Annotated in this window: 16 protein-coding genes, 1 riboswitch and 1 other annotated feature (1 of these 18 cut by a window edge); of the genes, 13 read left to right on the plus strand and 3 right to left on the minus strand. The window is 36.1% G+C overall.

Translation table 11 applies throughout. The features are described from left to right. Window positions 1–12: 12 nt before the first annotated feature. On the minus strand, window positions 13–1,836 hold the full coding sequence (locus NKG37_RS07845) for an assimilatory sulfite reductase (NADPH) flavoprotein subunit (protein WP_016201382.1): 1,824 nt from the start codon (window positions 1,834–1,836) through the stop codon (window positions 13–15). Between the two features lie 742 nt (window positions 1,837–2,578). Here NKG37_RS07845 and NKG37_RS07850 point away from each other — a divergent pair. The 13 genes from NKG37_RS07850 (at window position 2,579) to NKG37_RS07910 (ending at window position 16,862) form a co-directional block, all read left to right on the plus strand. Then, window positions 2,579–3,472 (plus strand): LysR family transcriptional regulator, encoded by an 894-nt coding sequence (locus NKG37_RS07850; RefSeq protein ID WP_016201381.1) that lies wholly within the window; start codon window positions 2,579–2,581, stop codon window positions 3,470–3,472. Between the two features lie 187 nt (window positions 3,473–3,659). Further along, window positions 3,660–4,247 carry an ECF transporter S component gene (locus NKG37_RS07855; protein ID WP_224427563.1) on the plus strand — a complete coding sequence of 196 codons (588 nt, stop codon included), beginning with the start codon at window positions 3,660–3,662 and terminating at the stop codon, window positions 4,245–4,247. A gap of 225 nt (window positions 4,248–4,472) precedes the next feature. Then, window positions 4,473–4,579: riboswitch (SAM riboswitch) on the plus strand. A gap of 187 nt (window positions 4,580–4,766) precedes the next feature. Then, window positions 4,767–4,913 (plus strand): YezD family protein, encoded by a 147-nt coding sequence (locus NKG37_RS07860; protein WP_016201379.1) that lies wholly within the window; start codon window positions 4,767–4,769, stop codon window positions 4,911–4,913. Between the two features lie 230 nt (window positions 4,914–5,143). Continuing rightward, window positions 5,144–5,860: a phosphoadenylyl-sulfate reductase gene (locus NKG37_RS07865; protein WP_016201378.1), complete on the plus strand. Its 717-nt coding sequence runs from the start codon at window positions 5,144–5,146 to the stop codon at window positions 5,858–5,860. A 19-nt stretch (window positions 5,861–5,879) separates the two neighbouring features. Then, entirely contained in the window at window positions 5,880–6,956 is a 1,077-nt protein-coding gene (locus NKG37_RS07870) for a sulfate permease (protein WP_016201377.1), read from the plus strand. Window positions 6,957–7,020: 64 nt separating this feature from the next. Then, window positions 7,021–8,169, plus strand: a complete 1,149-nt coding sequence (gene sat / locus NKG37_RS07875) for a sulfate adenylyltransferase (protein WP_016201376.1) — start codon at window positions 7,021–7,023, stop codon at window positions 8,167–8,169. Window positions 8,170–8,183: 14 nt separating this feature from the next. Then, entirely contained in the window at window positions 8,184–8,789 is a 606-nt protein-coding gene (gene cysC / locus NKG37_RS07880) for an adenylyl-sulfate kinase (protein ID WP_101729100.1), read from the plus strand. A 118-nt stretch (window positions 8,790–8,907) separates the two neighbouring features. Next, entirely contained in the window at window positions 8,908–9,678 is a 771-nt protein-coding gene (cobA, locus tag NKG37_RS07885) for a uroporphyrinogen-III C-methyltransferase (RefSeq protein ID WP_016201374.1), read from the plus strand. Next, window positions 9,678–10,445, plus strand: coding sequence for a sirohydrochlorin chelatase (locus tag NKG37_RS07890; protein ID WP_224427561.1), 768 nt, complete (start codon window positions 9,678–9,680; stop codon window positions 10,443–10,445). Before cobA ends, NKG37_RS07890 begins: the two co-directional genes overlap by 1 nt. Next, window positions 10,426–11,031, plus strand: a complete 606-nt coding sequence (locus tag NKG37_RS07895) for a precorrin-2 dehydrogenase/sirohydrochlorin ferrochelatase family protein (RefSeq protein ID WP_040342651.1) — start codon at window positions 10,426–10,428, stop codon at window positions 11,029–11,031. Before NKG37_RS07890 ends, NKG37_RS07895 begins: the two co-directional genes overlap by 20 nt. Before the next feature lie 405 nt (window positions 11,032–11,436). Further along, window positions 11,437–14,142 (plus strand): hybrid sensor histidine kinase/response regulator, encoded by a 2,706-nt coding sequence (locus NKG37_RS07900; protein WP_169187679.1) that lies wholly within the window; start codon window positions 11,437–11,439, stop codon window positions 14,140–14,142. A 69-nt stretch (window positions 14,143–14,211) separates the two neighbouring features. Further along, entirely contained in the window at window positions 14,212–16,269 is a 2,058-nt protein-coding gene (locus NKG37_RS07905; protein ID WP_016201370.1) for a response regulator, read from the plus strand. A gap of 161 nt (window positions 16,270–16,430) precedes the next feature. Then, complete coding sequence (locus NKG37_RS07910) at window positions 16,431–16,862, plus strand: VOC family protein (protein WP_016201369.1); 432 nt, start codon at window positions 16,431–16,433, stop codon at window positions 16,860–16,862. An 83-nt stretch (window positions 16,863–16,945) separates the two neighbouring features. On the opposite strand, the gene NKG37_RS07915 is transcribed toward NKG37_RS07910, so the two are convergent. Then, the gene (locus NKG37_RS07915) at window positions 16,946–18,124 is read right to left on the minus strand and encodes a DHH family phosphoesterase (protein ID WP_016201368.1); all 1,179 of its coding nucleotides are present in this window, start codon (window positions 18,122–18,124) and stop codon (window positions 16,946–16,948) included. A 158-nt stretch (window positions 18,125–18,282) separates the two neighbouring features. Next, on the minus strand, window positions 18,283–21,375 hold the full coding sequence (gene ileS, locus NKG37_RS07920) for an isoleucine--tRNA ligase (protein WP_254416049.1): 3,093 nt from the start codon (window positions 21,373–21,375) through the stop codon (window positions 18,283–18,285). A 77-nt stretch (window positions 21,376–21,452) separates the two neighbouring features. After that, window positions 21,453–21,502, minus strand: a binding site (T-box leader) (it continues 200 nt past the right edge of the window).

Genomic DNA, 21,502 nt, shown 5'->3' on the forward strand with positions numbered 1-21,502 from the left:
TGTAAAAATTAATTAATAAACGTCACGTTGATAACGCTTGTTTTGAATCATAGCTGCTACATATTCTTCCGCTTTTTCTAAAGACATTTGGCCTTCTTTTTGAATAATAGCAAGAAGTGTTTGATGTACATCATGTGCCATATGCTTTTCATCTCCACAAATATAGAGAACTGCCCCGTCCTCTAGCCATTCAAATAGCTCTTTGCTATGTTCAAGCATACGATGCTGAACGTAAACCTTTTCTGCTTTATCTCGAGAAAAAGCGATATTCAATTTCGTTAACACGCCATCCTTAAGCCAATTTTGCCATTCTGTTTGATAGAGAAAGTCTGTTACGAAATGCTGGTCTCCAAAAAATAGCCACGATTTTCCTTGTGCACCAATTTCCTCTCTTTCTTGCATAAAAGAACGGAATGGGGCAACGCCTGTTCCAGGTCCGACCATAATAATAGGTGTTTCTGGATTTTCAGGAAGTTTGAAATTTTCATTGTTTTGGATATAGATAGGCAGCTTATCACCTGGCTGGATACGTTCTGCTATTTGAACCGAACAAACGCCATTGCGATCTCTTCCGTTTGCGTGGTAACGAACTGCCCCGATTGTTAAATGTGCTTCATCAGGATTTGCTTTGTAGCTACTGGCAATCGAATAAAGCCGAGTAGGCAGCTTACGAAGCAAGGATACAAATGTTTGAGCATTTGTGTCTAATGGACCAAACTCACGGATAAGATCTAATAAGTCTCGACCATTCATATAATCTTTTAATTTTTCCTCGTTTCCTTTACCTAGCAATGCAGCTAAAGACTTATTAGCTGTTATTGCGGAAAACTTTTGTAATAGTGGCTTTGTTAAAACGGTAATTTCGTAGTAGGTTAATAGAGCTTCACGAAAAGCGAGCACTTCACCTTGTTTATTGATCGTTACACTTTCTGTTGGTGAGAAGTCTAGCTCTTTTATTAAAAGGTCGACCAGCTCTGGATCATTGTTTGGAAATATTCCAAGGCTATCGCCTGGTTCGTAGGAAATTCCAGAATCCTCAAGAGAAAGTTCAACATGGAATGTTTCTTTATTTGAACCGCGACCATTCAAATTAATGACATCAAGTACTTCAGCATAATACGGATTGGTGCGGGAGTAGCCAGAATCTTGGACAGATGTTGGTGCTGTATTTACTGTATTGGTGACTGTTGACTTCGATTGGAGATTTAAGCCACTTACTACACCTTCAAACCACTCATTTGCCGGTTCATCATAATCAAGATCGCAATCTACACGTGGGTAAAGTCTGATTCCGCCTAATTCCTCTAAACGCTTATCAAATTGTTTGCCTGTTTCACAAAAGAACTCATAAGAACTATCGCCAAGCGCCAATACGGAGTACTGGAGACCCTCTAGCTTTGGTGCGCGTTTTCCATGTAGAAATTCGTGGAATGCTATTGCTGTATCTGGCGGGTCACCTTCGCCATGTGTACTAACAATAATAAGAAGATTTTGTATTTTTTTAAGATTATTAGGCTTAAAGTCACTCATTGATTGCACAGTAACATTAAATCCGTTTTCTTTTAAACGGTTACCATGATTTTTGGAAAGATTTTGTGCATTGCCTGTTTGAGAACCAAAAAGAATTGTAATGTCTTTGGTAATTGGCTTTGCTGCCTTTTGTTCTGTTATTTCAGTTGTTAAGTTAGGTAATTCTGCTGTTGCCACTGTTGTCGTGGAAGCAGATAAATAGCCACTTAGCCAAATTTTTTGTGATTCTGTTAAAGTTGGTAATAGGCTGTTTAATAATTCAGTTTGTTCTTGATTAAATGGGCTGTTTATTACTTGAAGCTGCAACACTTTCACCTCGCATAGATAATAACGTTTCTTGGCATTGTTTGATTAGTAAGATAATTCTTGAGATTCATTTTATAATGAAAAGGGAGGATTGTCACTGTATATTTATTAATCCTATCAGACAAATCGGATTAGAAAAACAAAAGAAGCCTGTTACTATTTGGAACAAGCAGTGGAATAATGTTTTTCTAAGGTTGTTTTCGTAAAGTTTGTTGCGATTACCCGTAGCCGGAATACACTTCGCTTTCCGTGGGGCTCGCTCTGAGCCTCCTCAGCTTCGCCTCCGGGGTCTCAGGCTGTCTCGCTAATCCCCGTGGCCTCTTCGTGTATTTCGGCTGCTCCATTTTTCCAACTAATTCTTTTTTTTCGATTGATAAAACAACAATCCTTTAGAAAAAAGCCTTTTCTAAAAGCCTTTCATCTATTCCAAAAGCTAAGGATTGGATAGATGTCTTTTAGAATCACCATCTAATAGTAGATTTATCTAACTAGTGACTGAAAGTTGGATAGGCGACAAGACGTTAAAACGCCAAAACCAAGCCAAGCACAAAGAAAAACGCCTAAACCATCCTCATATGATACGTATTCTAATTGTACTTTACTGCAAATAAAGGAATTAGTAAAATACATATAAATAATTGCAACTATTAGTAATTTTAATAATTGGCTACTATCCTTCTCATTCAAAAAAGCGGAAGTAACAACTCATCTAAACTAGTTAAACCATATGGAGGAAAAAATCATGCAGTATGATGCCTTAAAAACATTTGTAACACTTGTTGAAGTGAAAAATTTTACAAAGACAGCAGAAATGTTGCTGATGTCACAGCCAAGTGTTAGTTTGCATATAAAAAATCTCGAAAAAGAATTTCAAACAAAATTACTGGACCGCTCACCCAAGTATCTAAAGGTAACCCCAACAGGTCAAATGCTATATGATTGTGCGGTTCAGATGATACGCTTATATGAGCAGACAAGACAGCATATTACAGAGCACCATCATGCGATAAAAGGGGAGCTTAAAATAGGTGCGAGCTTTACAATTGGTGAATATATACTCCCTTCTTTATTACTTGATTTGCAACAGCAGCATCCTGAGTTGCAAATACAAGCAACGATTGGGAATACGGAGGAAATTGTGGAAGCGGTAAGATTGTATGAAGTAGATATTGGCTTAATTGAAGGACAGACAAACAATAAGGAATTGCAGGTTGTGCCTTTTATGGAGGATGAGTTATTTATTGTTGCATCTGTCCATCACCCGCTAGCAAAGCGAGAGCAAGTTTCGATTTCAGAACTCCATGATCAAGCATGGATTACAAGAGAGGTCGGATCGGGGACAAGGGAATACTTGAATCATGTTATTCGTTCCAATGGACTAAGAGCAAAATCATTTTTGACAATTAGCAGTAATCAAGGAATTAAGGAAACCATTATTAATGGGTATGGCTTATCTCTTTTATCCAAAAGTGTAATAGAAAGAGATGTAAAGAATGGGAACCTGTGTATTATCCCAGTAGTAAATACTCGTTTTACAAGAAGATTATCCTATCTATTTGCTCCAATTATGAAGGAGAAGCAAAATGTTCTTACATTTATGGAAACTCTTAAAGCGACATTTCCTTATACAGAGTAAGTAACATTGTCTAGGTGAAATGTATAACTGGAAGTAATTAGTTCCATCCTATAAAGGAAAAAGCAGAAATTCCTTCTATAATCATAGAAAAATGACTAGCGTTTGTAGTATGATAACAAAGGAATTTTATTATATAGAAGAAAAAGTGATGAACCTTCCTTTTTCTAATAAGGAGAACTACTCGCAGATGAAGAAAAAAAATAAAACAACTCGCTTGGTTCTACTAGGACTGCTTTCAGCAATTATAATTATTCAAACTTTCGTTCCGATATTAGGATATATCCCGACTCCTGCACTAAGCTTAACAATCATTCCGGTTACCGTTATTATCGCGGCGATTGTTTTAGGAGCATTAGATGGCGCGATTATCGGAGGAGTATGGGGAGTTATCACGTTTATTCGCGCATTCACTTTTCCAACAAGTGCCCTAGCACCGATAATTTTCACAAATCCATTGATATCTGTTTTTCCAAGAGTAATGATTGGAGTTGTAGCAGGAATCTTATTTTATAAAGTACTGAAAGACAGAATGAATGAGACTTTAGCAATGAGTATATCTGGTGTTATTGGGTCCTTAACCAATACTATTCTTGTGCTTGGCTTTGTCTATTTATTTGTAAGAGAACCTTATGCAAATGCTATTGGAGTGAATGTAGAAAAACTTCTACCCGCAATCTTGGCCGTTGTTGGTACAAATGGGGTCCCAGAAGCGATTTTATCAGGTATTTTAACGCCAATCATTGCCAAGCCATTATTAAAAATAAGAAAGAAATAAGAAATGGAAAATAGCTGATGTAGCCTAGTGCTAATCAGCTATTTTTGCAAAAGAAAAAGGGTCATTTTTAAGTTTGGTCATGCACTAGTAAAATCTTATTTTATATAATGAGAGAGAGTATCTCCCTTCTTAAATACTAGGAGATACCAAAAATAATTCCGACTAAACAACTAGTAAAACTTATTGACAATAATAACAATTATGATAAAATTTAGAAAATAACGATGCTTATCAAGAGAGACTGAGGGAATTGGCCCAAAGAAGTCCGGCAACCTGCTCACAGGCAAGGTGCTAAATCCAACAAAATGGATAACCATTTTGAAAGATAAGGTAAGGAATAAGTACCTACAATCTTTCCGAATGGGAAGGATTTCTTTATCTTTTGGGTTTGTCTATTTCTAAACGCTAAAAATTCAAACAGCCATTTGGTAAGAGTATTGGATATCAAAAAATGTCTGGCATAAGGGCTATTCAAAAGGTTTTATAAAGATTTCACCTTTCTTAAGGAGGGATTTGTTGGTGGGGGAAACAAATCAGCTAGACAAAGTGAAAACTCAATTAGAGGCAATTCTAAAAACCATGAAATTTGGATCTGTCACATTAGTGATACAAGACGGGAAAATAATCCAAATTGAAAAAAATGAAAAAATACGCTTAGGAAAATAAGTGGTAGTAGCCTGTTATGAGGGAATATTCTGATTAAGGCGTTTTATAAAGAGGCTGACTAGAAAACTAGAGGCAACTTTAACTGAGAAAGTGGGTTAAAGCTGCCTTTTTGTGTTAATTGTCACATAATCCGTGATAGTTGAACTAGTGTTTGGTAAAAGGGACTAGCGGCTTTTGCCCTTGCTTAAATAGGTATTAACGTTTTTCTAATAAGATTGGAGGGTTTTTTTATGAGTCCATTATTAACTTATGAAACTATTGATACGTATCCTCCTGTTGACTTTTCAAGTGAAACGGAAACAAAGGGAGCCTTAGAGGTTTTAAAGTGGGCTTATGATACGTACGAAGATGATATTGTCTATGCATGTAGTTTTGGAATAGAAGGAATTGTCCTAATCGATTTAATTTCCAAAATAAAAAAAGATGCACATATTGTCTTTTTAGACACAGATGTACATTTTGATGAAACATATAAATTAATTGAAAAAGTAAAAACACGGTATCCAGATTTGCAAATTGAAATGAAAAAACCAGCGATTACATTGGAAGAACAAGCTGCTCAATATGGAGATGAACTTTGGTTATCAAATCCAAATAAATGCTGTGAGATTCGTAAAGTTATTCCTTTAAATGAAGTATTGTCTGAACCGATTGCTTGGATATCAGGCCTTCGAAGAGAACAATCCGAATCAAGAAAAAATACGCAATATTTTAATAAAGATAATAAATTCAAGTCCGTTAAAGTTTGTCCGCTTATTCATTGGACATGGAAAGATGTTTGGAGATATGCCCATAAGAATTCTTTAGATTACAATATTCTTCACGATAAGGGATATCCTAGCATTGGCTGCAGGACATGTACACAGCCTGCCATTAATATGGATGATTTACGATCTGGAAGATGGACAGGAAAAGGCAAAACAGAATGTGGGTTACACTTACAATAAGGAGTAGAGGTATAGGGATATGATCGTTATTTTAGCAGGTATTATGTCATTGTTTTTTGCAATGAACATTGGCGCGAGTGGTGCAGCAGCAAGTCTTGGTGTTGCATATGGATCTGGCGCCATTCCTAAAAAAAGAGTTGCTCTTCTCATATGTGGGGTTGCCATTTTTCTAGGCGCTGTTATTGGAGGAAGCGAAGTAGTAAAAACGGTTGGGGAAGGGCTCATTCCAAGTGATATCCTTGATGCCAAAATCGTCTTAATCATTTTATCATCAGCGGCTCTCTCCTTATTTATTGCTAATATAATGGGGATTCCCCTATCAACAAGTGAAATTACAGTTGGTAGTGTAGTAGGAGTAGGTGTGGCCTTCAAAAGTTTGTATATTGCTAATATTTTATGGATTGTTTTCTTTTGGATTTTAGTTCCTATTGTTTCTTTTTTTATCGCCTTAGGTGCTGGGAAATATATAAGGAAGCTAGAGGATCAAAATGAATGGATCCGCAATCCAAACAATGAAAAATATTTATCGATTTTTGTCATTATCATTGGGTGCTTTGAAGCATTCTCAGCAGGAATGAACAATGTTGCAAACTCTATTGGCCCATTAGTTGGTGCCAATCTCATATCGATGAATACAGGAGTAGTTATTGGAGGATTCTTTATTGCAATTGGCGCCTTTTTCTTAGGTGGTAGAGTATTACAGACAAATGGAAAGAAAATTGTTCAATTTAGCAAGCTTGAAGGAGGATTAATCTCAGGAACCGGTGCAACATTAGTAATGATTGCGTCTATCTTTGGAATACCAGTTCCGTTAACACAAGTAACTAGCTCTGCAATTATAGGAATAGGTGTTTCTAAGAATGGATATGAGATACTGAAAAAGAAATTGGTGTTAAGAATATTTAAGGTATGGCTTGTTTCTCCAATTTTATCACTAGTTATTTCGTATAGCTTGGTTCAATTATTTATTAAAGCAGATATCTATAGTGTTCTTATCATTCTTAGTGTATGTATTGCTACACTTGGAATTATAAGTTTAATGAAAACCATTCGTGAAGATAACAGTACTATTTATGAAGACGGTGGCGGTATTTAAAATTAATAACTTAGTAAAAAAAGTTAACTACTAAAATAGTCGAAAAAAGAAAGGTGTGCTAAAAATGTCACTAAGCCAACCACATGGTGGAAAATTAATTAATTTATACAACCCTAATTTTGATGTATCTAAACTCACGGCAGAACTAGAAATAGACACTATTGCACTTAGTGATTTGGAGTTGATTGGCAACGGAGCGTATAGCCCACTAACAGGATTTTTATCACAAAAAGATTATGAAGCAGTGGTAGATAACATGCACTTGTCAACTGGAGAAGTGTGGAGTATTCCTATTACATTGCCTATTTCAAAAGAACAATCAGAAACTATTGAACTTCACGAAACCGTAAAATTAGTACATCAAGGAGAAGTGTATGGTGTACTTACAGTGGAGGATATTTATATTCCTGATAAAAATAAAGAGGCTGTTTCCGTTTATCGTACCGATGATTTAGCACATCCTGGTGTCAAGAAAATGTATGACCGGGGAAATATTTATCTTGGCGGCCCAATTAATCTTTTAAAGAAAGTAGAAAAAACAGATTTTAGTAGCTTTTACTTAGACCCGGCGGAAACGAGAGCAGTGTTTGCAGAAAAAGGGTGGAAGACAGTAGTCGGATTCCAAACAAGAAATCCTGTTCATCGTGCCCATGAATATATCCAAAAATCAGCCCTTGAAATAGTGGATGGTTTATTTTTAAACCCATTGGTAGGAGAAACAAAAGCGGATGATATTCCAGCCGATGTACGTATGGAAAGTTATCAAGTACTATTAAAAAATTACTATCCAGAGGATCGTGTCTTCCTAGCAGTATTCCCAGCAGCTATGCGTTATGCAGGGCCGAGAGAGGCAGTGTTCCATGCCATGGTTAGAAAGAATTATGGCTGTACTCATTTTATTGTAGGTCGTGATCATGCTGGTGTCGGAAGTTACTATGGAACCTATGACGCCCAAAGAATTTTCGATCAATTTACACAAGAAGAGCTAGGAATTAATCTATTATTCTTTGAACATAGTTTCTATTGTAAGAAATGCGAAAACATGGCTTCCACAAAGACTTGTCCACATGGCAGTGAGCATCATGAAATTTTATCTGGTACGAAGGTTCGTGAACTTTTAAGAAATGGAGAGATTCCACCAAGTACATTTAGCCGTAAAGAAGTAGTGGAAGTGTTGATCAAAGGATTGCAGAAACAAGAAATTCATTCTTAAAGGAGAGAGAACTTTTGAGCCAAAGTGCAAATATTACATGGCATGACCATGCTGTAACAAAGAAGGAAAGAAGAGAAAGAAACAAGCATCACAGCTATGTATTATGGTTTACTGGGTTATCTGGTTCCGGAAAATCAACGGTTGCGAATGCTGTTGCCAAAAGATTATTTGAAGAACAAACAAATAGCTATGTGTTAGATGGAGATAATATTCGTTTTGGAATTAATAAAGACTTAGGATTCTCAGATGAGGATCGTAAAGAAAATATCAGAAGAATAGGAGAAGTCAGCAAGCTGTTTGTAGACAGTGGCCAAGTAGTATTAACTGCCTTCATTTCTCCATTTCAAGAAGATCGTGATAGAGTAAGGGCTTTATTAGAAGATAATGAGTTTATTGAAGTATATATAAAGTGTTCGATAGAGGCTTGTGAGGCTCGAGATCCAAAGGGATTATATGAGAAGGCAAGAAAAGGAATCATTAAAGAATTTACAGGGATTAGTTCTCCGTATGAGGAACCGGCTCATCCAGAAATAATAGTGGATACCGAAAAACATTCTATTGAAGAGTGTGTGGAACAAATCGTACAATATTTAAAAGGAAAAGGTTATTATATCTCTTAATGTAGGGAAAAGGAGAAACTTGGGCGAAAGTCAAGATAATTACTTTCCGTTCATCGTTATTTCCTTTCCCCACTTTTTTAATTGATCCTATAAAGAAACAACAAGAAGGGTGGATAAAATGGGGAAGGTATACCTAGTAGGTGCAGGACCAGGAGATCCAGATTTAATAACGGTAAAAGGACTAAAATGTATCAAAAATGCAGATGTTATTTTATATGATCGCTTAGTAAATCGAGAGTTATTAGAATATGCCAGACCCAAAGCTGAACTGATTTATTGCGGTAAGCTGCCGCATCATCATGCCATGAAGCAAGAGTTGATCAATCAAACCTTGGTCAAACATGCCAAAAAGGGCAAAATCGTAACAAGGCTAAAAGGCGGTGATCCTTTTGTATTTGGAAGAGGTGGAGAAGAAGCCGAAGAATTAGCAAAAAATCAGATCCCTTTTGAAATAGTCCCAGGCATTACTGCAGGCATTGCTGCGCCAAGTTATGCAGGTATCCCGGTGACTCATCGTAACTATGGATCTTCGTTTGCGTTTGTAACAGGACATATGAAAAATGGAGAGGAAGACCATATTAAATGGGAGGCACTTTCTCAAATTGATACTCTGGCCATCTATATGGGAGTGAAAAATCTACCATATATTCAGTCAAAGCTTCTGTCTTTTGGAAAAAATAGCACTACACCAGTTGCATTAATTAATTGGGGAACAACCTTTAAACAAAAAACAATTATAACGGACTTGTATCATGTAATAGAGGATGCAGAAACAGGGAAGATTGAAAATCCATGTATGATTGTGATTGGCGAAGTAGTAAAAATGAGAGAGAAAATCCAATGGTTTGAGGAAAGCTTCGGAGAAACCATTCCGAAAGAGGTAGTTTAATGGAAGCAGTATTATATATATGTCATGGAAGCAGAGTAAAAGAGGCAAGCGAGCAGGCTATCTCATTTGTTAAGAAGTGTATGGAGACAAATGAATTTCAAGGCATACAAGAATATTCTTTCTTAGAGTTGTCGGAACCTTCCATAGAAGAAGGATTTCGAAATTGCGTAGAAAAAGGTGCTACTACTATTCGTATTATACCGGTTCTGCTGCTTACAGCGGCCCATGCTAAAAAGGATATTCCAGAAGTATTAGAAAAGCTTTCATTGGAATATCCGCACGTCCACATACAATATGGCAGGCCGATTGGTGTTCATCCTCAAATGGTTGAAATTGTGTCAGATAAAATCAGAAATAATTCCCTTTACAAAAAAAACGATGAAAAGATCCATGTCGTTCTTGTTGGGCGTGGCAGTAGTGATCCAGATGTGAAACGGGATTTAGGTAAAATCGCATCTTTAATCGAAAAACAAGTAGATCGGATTGATGTACAAGATTGTTATTTAACAGCAGCACAACCTAGCTTTGAAGAAGCGCTTCAAATGGCAGAACATTCTTCCTACCGCCATATATTAGTGATTCCCTATCTTCTTTTTACGGGGATTTTAATGAAATCAATGGAAAAGACAATCAAAGAAATGAACAGTATTGATAAGGAATACGTGTTGGCTCCTTATTTAGGCTATGATCCATTCATTGCAGAGATTTTAAAAGAAAGAATAGAAGAAATGAGTGTTGGTAACGAATATGCTATCATTACTAGTTGATATAAAGGATAAATATTGTGTAGTAGTAGGTGGTGGCAAGATTGCTTATCGAAAGGTAAGAATGCTTCTTGCGGAAGGGGCAAGTGTAACAGTGATTAGCCCTGAAGTTTGTAGTGAAATAGAAGAACTTTCAAAAAACGGAGAAATAAAGTTGGTTAGAAGAAAAGGAATGGAAGAGGATTTTGCCGAAGCCTTTCTAACCGTTGCAGCAACTAATGACTCGCAAGAAAATCGTCGTATCTCCCAACAACTTAAATCAATTAGTTTGGTTAATGATGCTTCCTCCTATGAAGAAGGAAATTGTCAGCTTCCTGCTAGCTTTAAAAAGGGGCGTCTTCATTTAACTGTTTCCACTAATGGGGCAAGTCCGAAACTCGCAAAGAAGATAAAGGAAGAATGGCAGCATACGTATGATGATAATTATATTGCGTATATTGATTTTTTATTTGAGGTTCGTACTCTTATAAAGAAAAAGTCACTTTCTCCGGAAGTTTCTGATGCTATCTTAGGAGAGATATTAGATGATGCTTATAAAGAATCGGCAACTTTAAGACATATTTATTATGAAAAACTCCTAAACCTTTAAACAGATAACCAGGTTTAGGAGTTTTTTAATACTTTAGTACCCTTTATAAAAATTACTTTTTGTCTCCAAGTATTATGTTGTTCTCCATCTCTGTTACTCCTAGTTTCATCCATTTATCATATTGTGTCATTTCCTTATTTAACATATAATTTTCTTATAATGGCATTATTTACATAACTTTAAAAAGTCTTCATTGTTTTTCCCACTCTTAACGGACAGTAAGACTCCCCTCAAGCTTATGAGTATGCGAGGAAGAGAAGTGGGAGATCAACTGTCCGTAAAGGTCCGATTGGTTCAACTAACCATCAGTGGGGGAGGAAGGAACCCCACTGAAGGAAGTTTCACTTTATAAAAAAATAATCTTCCAAGCTTCGCCTTTTAAACTGTAGATTGATAGGAGGATACATGAGATTTAGTACAAAGCTTTATTTTGGTTTAGGAATTATCTTTATTTTAATCACCATTCTAATTATTGTACTCCTGAGTATGCTTCGACAGCAAAATGACAAAATGCATCTACTTGTCCATGACAAAACTGAAAGAATAAATGCTGCTTATACATTAAAGAATGAAGTGAATAATTTAAGCAGGCAACTTTATGAATTGTCCTCCCAATCTTCTAAAACGCTCAATGATATAACGATGAGACATATGGAAGATACAAGAAAGGAAATAAACAAAGCACATAATTTTTTAACAGAGAATGATAAAAGAGAAGAGGCGCAGGATCTTTTAATAAAATTTGAAATCCTTTACGAACCATTTGAAGAAAAAGGGCAACAGATAATAGAAGCTGAAAATAAAAAAATGAATACAAATTTTTGGGTCAGAGAAAATGATGAAAAAAATAGATTACTGCAAATTGCCAGTTCCCTTTATACAGTACAGATTCAAGAAATGCAGGATGACCTAGAAAATTCGAAAAAAACATATGATATCGTTGTACTGATGACGTATATTTATATTATTGTCGGGGTCGTATGCAGTATAGCGCTAGCTATCTATTTAATTAGAGGATTAACGAAAAATTTGCGCCAAGTTACTACTGTTATGTCTGGTATATCCTACAAAAAAGGTATAAAATTCCCACGATTAAAGGTTGCGTCAAAGGATGAAATAGGAGAAATTTCCCGTGCCTTTAATGAAATGGTAACAACTTTAGAAAATTATTCTCAGGATGAAATAGAAAGCCGTGCAAAGGCAGAAGAGAAAAGTTGGCTTGATTCACAATTGGCAGAAATTACAACGAATTTTTCTATGGCAGAAACAATGGAATCTCTTGCAGACTACTTTATTAGCAAAATAACACCAGCAGTTGGTGCCCAATATGGTATCTTTTATCTATTAAATAAGAAGGGGAATGTTCGTTATCTAGAGGAAATAGCAAATTATGCTTTTCATAGTCAAGAACAACAATCTATTATCCAACTTGGGGAGGGGCTAGTAGGACAAGCTGCGAAAGAGAATAAAAGTATCAGTCTTATTGATATCCCTAAAGGATACATAAAGATTAAATCCGGGTCAGGAGAGGCAGAGCCAAAGCAGGTCTTGATTCAACCTATTTCCTATGAAGGAAAGGTATTGGCAATTGTGGAATTAGCCTCTTTACAATATGTTAGACCTTTGCAACAAAGTTTACTTAAAGAAGTGGTGGAATATTTAGGTATATCGATTCAAGGGATTATCAATCGACTGGAAGTTAAGAGATTGTTAGAAGATGAACAACGTTTGACAGAGGAGCTACAAAGCCAATCGGAGGAGCTGCAAGCACAGCAGCAAGAATTAATGGCTATTAATGAGGAACTGCAGACTCAATATAGAGTTTCAGAAGAAAAAAATGCAGAACTCGAAAAAATAAGCAAGAAATTAGAAGAAAAAGCACAGCAGTTGATTTATAGTTCCCAATATAAATCAGAGTTTTTAGCTAATATGTCTCATGAACTGAGAACACCTTTAAATAGTATGCTGATATTGTCGCAAATGCTAGTGGAAAAGGAAAATGAAAATTTAAATGCAAAGCAAATTCAATATTTACAAACAATCTATTATTCTGGCAATGAATTATTAAGGTTGATTAATGAAATTTTAGACTTGGAAAAGATTGAGACTGGGATGATGGAGATAATAGAGGAGCCTGTGAAAATGGAGGGAATCCTAAATTGTTTGAAAAACCAATTTTCTCCTATCGCTAATCAAAAGAAGCTTGATTTTCTGATAAAAATTGATAAAGAAGTTCCTACTTGTATTGAAACAGATAGCCATCGTTTAAATCAGGTATTAAAAAATCTACTGTCTAACGCGTTTAAATTTACGGAAAAGGGAAAGGTAGAGCTCTCTGTTCAAATGGAAGATACTTCTAAGTTGGCCATACCTGATGAAGTGGTTTTATCCTTTACTGTGAAGGATACAGGGATTGGTATTCCTGAGGAAAAAATGAGTATTATTTTTGAGCCATTTAAGCAAGCGGATGGAACCATTAGCAGAAAATACGGTGGTACAGGACTTGGATTATCTATCTGTAAGGAAATTTCCCGCTTGCTTGGAGGGGAATTAGAAGCAACCAGTATCGAAGGAATGGGAAGCTCCTTTTCCATTTATTTGCCTATAAAAGGACAAACGAAAAAGGGAACAGTCTTAGCTAAAGAACCTATTTCTATGGAAGGGAGTTATCGGCAGATTGCAACCGCAAAGGGAGAGTTAATAGAGAACATCGACTCTAATAAGAGTGTTCATTTAACGGGAAAGAAAGTCCTAATCATAGATGATGATATACGCAACATCTTTTCCATCCATGCAGCTTTAGAGGAGTATAATATTGACATACTTTATTCGGAAAATGGTAAGGATGGTATAAATCTTTTAGAGGAAAACCCGGACACTGATCTTGTATTAATGGATATTATGATGCCAGAAATGAGTGGTTTAGAAGCTATTTCCATCATAAGAAAAAAGGAGAAGTTTAAAACATTGCCAATTATTGCATTGACTGCAAAGGCGATGAAACATAATCGAGAGCAATGTATAGAAGCGGGAGCATCTGATTATATTAGTAAACCAGTTAATTTAGAACAATTATATTCGCTTATTCAAGTTTGGCTTTATAAGGAATAATAGAGCGATACTGATATATAGGTAACGTTGGTAAATGGCTTGTTAATAGATAGGAGGCTTCATATATTTATGCAGTATTCGGCTCAATCTATAGAACAAAAGAAAAATCTATCTTCTTCTGTATCGGAACCAATCTACATTTTAATGGTAGATGATTTACAAGAAAATCTTTTGGCGCTAGAAGCAGTATTAAATTCTCCTCGTTATCATTTAGTATTTGCTAAATCAGGTGAAGAAGCTTTAAAATGCATTTTAAAATATGACTTCGCTGTTATTTTACTCGATGTCCAAATGCCAGGTTTAAACGGGTTTGAAACAGCAAAATTAATTAAAGAACGAAAAAAATCACGACATATTCCCATTATTTTTATTACCGCCATCTCACAAGATATTCAACATATTACACAAGGTTATCAAGTAGGGGCAATTGATTATATTGTAAAACCTTTTAATCCAGAAACATTAAGAAGTAAAGTGGCTCAGTTTGTTCAAATTTATGAAAGCCATACGAAAAGTCTCCATGAGATTAACTGGCAAACAACATCAGAACTGGAGAAAATGAATAAGGAACTAAGAATAACGAAAATGGATTTGACTAAAAATACGGTATTCTCTTCTGTCTTACAGAAAGCGTTACAGGATACAATTGTCACCTTCGATGAAGATGGAACCATTATTAGTGTTAATCCAAGTGTAAGAAATATGTTTGGTTATGAAGAAGATGACCTTATTGGGTCTTCTATCGAAGTTCTCTTGCATTCTGTTGAATCAGAAGTTTCTGGAGAGACACCTATTACCTTCGATATACTCATGCCAAATTTTATTGGTAGAATGATAGAGGCAAAAGCGAAGCGGAAGAATAATATTATTTTTCCCGTTGATTTATATATTGGGGATGCAATGGTTGAAGATTATCAGCTATTCGTATGTACGATTCGAGATATTTCTGAAAGAAAAGAGGTAGAGCTATTAAGAAAACAACAAGTTGATCAACTAGAGCATGCTGTAGAAGAAAGAACGCTAGAGTTATTATCTATGAATCATCAGCTGCATAGGGAACGGGAGGAAAAATCTAGGGTAACAGATGATTTAATGCTTTCCGAAGGACGATTTCAACAAATATTCGAGGCGAGTCCATGCATGATGGCAATTCGTTCCTTGCAAAACCCAGTTTTTATTGCTGTAAATAAAAACTGGGTGGCAAGTACAGGTTATACGATGGAAGAGTTGAAGGAAGACAGTTATCAATGGGAGATATCCAAAGATATAAATGGCTTAGAAGAGAAATTTCATGAGGATGAATGGCAGACCCCATTTAAAAATCAAAGAGTCTTTTTCATGCTGAAAAATGGGGAACAGAAGCAAGGATTATTATCTACGGAGATTATAACAATTGAGAATAAAAATTGTGTGTTAATCGTTTTGAACGATATAACAGAAAGATTGGCTTTTGAAAAGGAAATGGCAAGACTAGATCAATTAAACCTAGTTGGGGAAATGGCCGCTGGAATAGCTCATGAGATTCGTAATCCGATGACAACAGTTCATGGATTCTTGCAAATTGGAAAATCGAATCCTTCAAATTTATCATTAGAGCATATGGAGTTAATGATTGATGAGTTAGATCGGGCGAATAAGATTATCAAAGAGTTTCTAACATTAGCAAAAAATAAGACGAGCGATAAGAGAAAGTACTCGTTAAATAAGATTATTGAAATTATTTATCCCTTAATTAATGCAGAGGCATTATTGACTGGAAAAAAGGTGAATCTCCAGTTGGATGATTGTCCTGAACTTTATTTGGATGAGAAAGAAATAAGGCAGCTTTTACTGAACCTTGCTTTAAATGGTTTAGAAGCTATGGATGCAGAAGGAATTCTCACAATAAGAACATTTTGCCAAGAACAATATCTTGTGTTGGAAATCATCGATAGCGGTACTGGAATTGATGAGGAAATCTTAAATAAATTAGGAACACCTTTTTTTACAACGAAGGACAATGGTACAGGACTTGGCCTTGCGGTGTGTTATCGAATTGCAGAACGTCATAAAGCGAGAATAAAAGTTAAGACAAGCGAGAATGGTACGAGATTCTCTGTATATTTTGAAATAGTGGAAGGAAAATAGGGATTGCTTAACTAGCAGTTCTTCTATTTTTCTTTTTTATTGTTAGAAATCCATTTCCTTTATAGCAAATGAATAAGGATTTTAAAATTCATGTTATTTAAAAAGGAATTCTAGAAAGAAAAAACGAAAGTATACAAAAAATGATAGAGAGGAGATTTCAAATGGTTCCACAAAGGGTTTCGTTGCTAACGTTAGGAGCTTTCCAATTACCGGAATTGCGCAGGTTTTATCAACTTCTTGGCTGGGAGGAAAAAGAATCTAGTTCGAATCAATATGCTATTTTTACGACAGCTGGCGTTTTGTTAACCTTGTTTCCATTGGAGGAATTAGCGAAGGATGCTGGGATAGAACTACAAAATCCAAAGGAGGGCTTTAGAGGAGTTACCTTTGCTATTATTGTAAATACGCCAGAGGAAGTAGACGTTGTAATGGAAAAGGTGAAAGAAGCGGGAGGAAAGGTTCTTAGAGAACCAAGTGATGCATTTTGGGGCGGAAGAACCTCTTATTTCGCTGATCCAGAAAATAATATTTGGGAAGTAGCATGGAATCCGAGCGCGGTATTTGATGAACGTGGAGCAATGATTGAGTTCTAATCGATGAAATAATAAAAAACCAATGGTGTTTGTGTTTTCCATTGGTTTTTTTGACAGTCCGACTTCTGCTTTTCTTACATAGATTACTTATGTTTTACAAAATCCATTACGTAGCGGATATATTTATCATCTCTTGCAAGCCAAGCCCCATAGTTTCTGCGGAGGAAGATTTCCCCTTGCAAGAAGGTCGGAAATGTTTGCGGGAGTTTGGTTTTTTTATGATTGATTGCCCACTGGTTTTTGCTTACTTGATAAAGGAAGAATATATCATCTTGTTTATTTTCAAACAAGGTTCCGAGTGGAGAATCTTTTTTATTGTATTCATTCTTTTTTGGATCTTCTCTTAACGGTTCTAATGCAAAAGTATCTAAGCAATAATTTTGATAGGCTTTATCGGTTAAGTTGCAGCCAGATGCTTTGACATGACCACCACCGCCATAGGTACCTGCTACTTTGGATACATCTACATGATCATGAATGGTACGGAAACCAAGCTTTTTCCCGCCAATATTAACAATCGCTATGTAATCTAAATGAGGGTACTCTTTTCCGAGCTCATTCCCTAATTCAGAATGGTATTGCTCTGCATATACAACGCCTGCATATAAACCATCAATCTCCTTTTGCACGAGTTCACGTCGTTTGCGTCGGATGTAACGGTCAATTTTCTTTTCTTCCATATCTAGTATCTGTACTTCTAGCTCATCAAAAAAGAAATGCTCATTTTCCTTTAAACGTGTTACCATTTTCTCAACAAATTCATCAAAAGAAATTAGATAAAAAAGTGCATTTAGACGTTGTGCTTCTAAATTATTATTTCTTTCCCAATCCCAGGTATCGTATTGTCTTACTAGTTCAACAAATTCATCCACCGCTGGAGAGGGTGTCATATAGCCATTTTTGACAAGGTATTCATATAATAAAGAAGTGGCACTAGTTAACGTTCCATCCTCATCTTGAACAGAAACAAATCCCCATTCAAAATCATTTAAATGAAGTGCCGTTTTATGATGGTCAATAAGTTGAACTTTTCCACCCTTTTTATAATAATCATCTAGTCGAATTGTATTTTCCTCATTAACAGAAAGATCGGTAATAAAGAGGAAGGTATTTTCTATTTTTTGATCTAAGAATTTTTCTACTTCTTGATTCAGAAAAGAAACGGAGTTATAACGAATCTCTACGTCTTCTCCGAAAGCCAGCTTTGCCACAATGCCGCAGCCAACTCCATCTAGGTCATTATGCGATAATAGTTTGTACATTTTTTTCACCCCTGCCCAATAGTATAATCTAATATGGAAAAAATAGAACAGCTTACGACTAATTTCTTTTAGAAAACAATCTGAAAAACAATTCATTGGAAAGAAAAAAGGTGTCTCAAATAGGTTATGCACCCTGCTTGAGACAGCCCTACGTATAGTTATTTCAATCCAATGTATACAATTTCGCCGTCTATTTGAATTTCTTTCATTTCTGCTATTCTTTCAAAGAGGAGCTTATGAAGAATAACGCCTTTATGAATGAGGGAATGATATTCCATCATTGTATTTTTGAAAATGGATGAACTGTCGATATATAAATCCATTTTTTTATCGACAGGCAGATTTTTCTCTTTGCGCAAATCTTGGATAGACCGAATCAGTTCTCGGATGTTCCCTTCCTTTTTTAATGCTACTGATACGGTAGTATCAAGCATTACGGTAAAGTTCTTATTAGAGGCCTCATGATATCCAGGTAAATTTGTTTTTCTTTGGAGGAGTATTTCATCTCCTGCTAAGGTAACACTTTCTTTACTTTCTAGCTGAAAAGTTAAATATCCTTTATTTCTAAAGAAATTTATCTCTTCTTCTGTAGCAGTTTGCACTCTATCATTAAGTTGCTTTGTATTACTTCCTAGTTTTGGTCCTGTCTTTTGAAAATTGAGCTTTAAGGAATATTGAACATAATTATCTTGAGAATCTATCCAGTTAATGCTTTTTACATTAAGTTCATCTTTTATAATTGGCTCAAATTTAATAAGCTCGATATCTGGCGAATTCGTTGCTGAGAAAATCAGTAGTGTTGCTAAAGGTTGCTTTGTTTTTAGTTGAAACCGGTGACGGAGACTTCGCCCTAGTTCAACTATCTCTTTAACCTGTTCCATTTGTTCTTCTAATTGTTTATTCATTCTTTCTGAATTCTTTGAAGGAAAGTTAGTCAGATGGACGCTTTTCCCTGTTAAGGCAAGATAAATGCTTTCAGAAGTGAAAGGAGTAAAAGGAGCAAGCAATTGTGATAACTGAGTTAATACAGTATATAGTGTTTGAAAGGCAGAAATTTTATCCTCAGACATTCCGGCTATCCAAAACCGTTCGCGATTTCTACGAATATACCAGTTGCTTACATCGTCCATTAACTCACCAAGTTTCCGAGCTGCATTAGTCACTTGATATTGTTCCATCTCTGATTGCACGACCATTGTCGTCGTTGCTAAGCGAGAGAGAATCCAGTGATCCATATTAGGCATATTTTTAACTTTAGGTAAATCTGTCTCAAAACCATCTATCTCAGCGTATAAGGAGTAGAAATGAAATAAACTTAAAAATGTATCAATGATTTTTGATTTTGCCTCTTGGACATTTTTTGCTGAGAATCTTTTTTGGTTCCATGGAGCGCTATCTGCGATAAGCGCCCATCGTAGTGCATCTGCACCATATGTTTGGATAAGCTGGACAGGGTCTAGCGCATTGCCCTTACTTTTAGACATTTTTTGCCCATCCTCATCTAATACATGCCCTGTAGCCACAACATTCTTATATGGTACTTTACCAGTATAGAGGACAGATACAGCCAATAGCGAATAAAACCATCCTCTTGTTTGGTCAATTCCTTCTACAATAACATCTGCAGGAAACTGCCGTTGAAATACTTCATTATTTTCAAATGGAGTATGATATTGGGCAAATGGCATGGAGCCACTATCAAACCATACGTCGATTACTTCAGGTGTTCGATACATCTCTCCACTGCAAGATGGACATGTTAAGACAAGTTCATCTACGTAAGGTTTATGCAATTCTAACTGGTCAAATGGGGCCTTAGTATATTTTTTTACTTGTGCAATACTTTTTGGAGCAATCTCCTTTTGACAGGAAGTACATTGCCAAACATTTAGTGGTGTTCCCCAATATCGGTTTCGACTTATATTCCAATCGACTAAACCATCAAGAAATTTTCCGAAACGACCATCCTTTATATGCTCAGGATGCCAAGTTACTTCTTGATTTCTAGTGATAAGCATTTCTTTTACGGCAGTAGTTTTAATAAACCAGCTTTCTGTCGCGTAATACAAAAGAGCTGTGTCACAGCGCCAGCAATGTGGATAGGAATGTTCATACTTTTCTTTATGGAATAACAACCCCTTTTGGTGAAGCATTTTGATTATCTCCACATCCACTTTCCCGTCTTTTACAAAGGCGCCAGCTAGAGGAGGAATACATTCTTTGTATCTTCCCCTTTCATCGACTACGTGTACAAAAGAAAGATTGTTTTCTTGCACAAGTCGATAGTCATCCTCTCCATAAGCAGGAGCAATATGGACAATTCCTGTTCCGCTTTCACTTGTGACGAAATCGCCATGATGAATGGTATGACCTTTCACAACTTGAATATAGGAAAATGGTGCTGAATAGGAGAGACCAACTAAGGCTGATCCCTTAAATTGTTCGATTACTTCCCCTTCTGTGCCAATAACCTGCTGCAATCTATTTTGAGCAACAATGAATATTTCTTCCCCTACTTTTACTTTTACATAATCTAAGTCTTTATGAACTGCTAAGGCCACGTTCGCTGGTAGCGTCCAAGGTGTCGTTGTCCAACCTAGTATATATTCATTTGCTTTTGTAGTTAATTTAAATTTAACGGTTGCACTTAAATCTTTTACATCTTTATAGCCTTGTGCCACTTCATGTGAGCTTAAGGAGGTTTGGCAGCTAGGGCAGTATGGAGAGACGCGGTGTCCTTTATACAGCCAGCCCTTTTCATGAATAGTTCCAAGGATATTCCAAACCGATTCCATATATTCATTACTCATGGTCATATATGGTTCATCCATATCAACCCAATATCCTAATTCTTTCGTAAAGGTTCTCCATTGCTTTTCATAAGAGAATACACTTTCTTTGCACTGTTCAATAAATGGAATAACCCCGTATTTTTCGATTTCTTGTTTTCCAGAAATACCGAGTTTTTTTTCTACCCCTAATTCAACAGGGAGTCCGTGGGTATCCCAACCGGCTTTGCGAATTACTTGTTTTCCGTTCATTGTTTGAAAGCGGGCAATAATATCTTTGATAGTTCTGCCTAGTGCATGGCCGACGTGTGGAAGGCCATTAGCTGTTGGCGGTCCTTCGTAAAATACAAAAGAATCATTGTTTTTGCGCTGTTCGATTGATTTTTGAAAAATTCGTTCTTTTTCCCAAAAGGCGAGTATTCTTTTTTCACGGGCTCTGTCTGTTTCTTTTGGTTTTTCCATGCATATCCCTCCATTTTTAATCAGTAAACATTCCAGTATAGAAAGATATTTTCGGAAATAAAAAACACCCGTCCCTTTGTAGGGACGAGTGTATTATTCATAACCCGCGTTACCACCCAAATTCTGT

The organism is Niallia sp. RD1, from assembly GCF_024219955.1.
Taxonomy (GTDB): domain Bacteria; phylum Bacillota; class Bacilli; order Bacillales; family Cytobacillaceae; genus Niallia; species Niallia alba.

Bases quoted from the DNA above. Each gene is read 5' to 3' on its own strand.
- NKG37_RS07850 (WP_016201381.1), top strand. From the start codon at position 2,579: ATGCAGTATGATGCCTTAAAAACATTTGTAACACTTGTTGAAGTGAAA.
- NKG37_RS07855 (WP_224427563.1), top strand. From the start codon at position 3,660: ATGAAGAAAAAAAATAAAACAACTCGCTTGGTTCTACTAGGACTGCTT.
- NKG37_RS07865 (WP_016201378.1), top strand. From the start codon at position 5,144: ATGAGTCCATTATTAACTTATGAAACTATTGATACGTATCCTCCTGTT.
- NKG37_RS07870 (WP_016201377.1), top strand. From the start codon at position 5,880: ATGATCGTTATTTTAGCAGGTATTATGTCATTGTTTTTTGCAATGAAC.
- sat (WP_016201376.1), top strand. From the start codon at position 7,021: ATGTCACTAAGCCAACCACATGGTGGAAAATTAATTAATTTATACAAC.
- cobA (WP_016201374.1), top strand. From the start codon at position 8,908: ATGGGGAAGGTATACCTAGTAGGTGCAGGACCAGGAGATCCAGATTTA.
- NKG37_RS07890 (WP_224427561.1), top strand. From the start codon at position 9,678: ATGGAAGCAGTATTATATATATGTCATGGAAGCAGAGTAAAAGAGGCA.
- NKG37_RS07895 (WP_040342651.1), top strand. From the start codon at position 10,426: ATGCTATCATTACTAGTTGATATAAAGGATAAATATTGTGTAGTAGTA.
- NKG37_RS07900 (WP_169187679.1), top strand. From the start codon at position 11,437: ATGAGATTTAGTACAAAGCTTTATTTTGGTTTAGGAATTATCTTTATT.
- NKG37_RS07905 (WP_016201370.1), top strand. From the start codon at position 14,212: ATGCAGTATTCGGCTCAATCTATAGAACAAAAGAAAAATCTATCTTCT.
- NKG37_RS07910 (WP_016201369.1), top strand. From the start codon at position 16,431: ATGGTTCCACAAAGGGTTTCGTTGCTAACGTTAGGAGCTTTCCAATTA.
- NKG37_RS07915 (WP_016201368.1), bottom strand. From the start codon at position 18,124: ATGTACAAACTATTATCGCATAATGACCTAGATGGAGTTGGCTGCGGC.
- ileS (WP_254416049.1), bottom strand. From the start codon at position 21,375: ATGGAAAAACCAAAAGAAACAGACAGAGCCCGTGAAAAAAGAATACTC.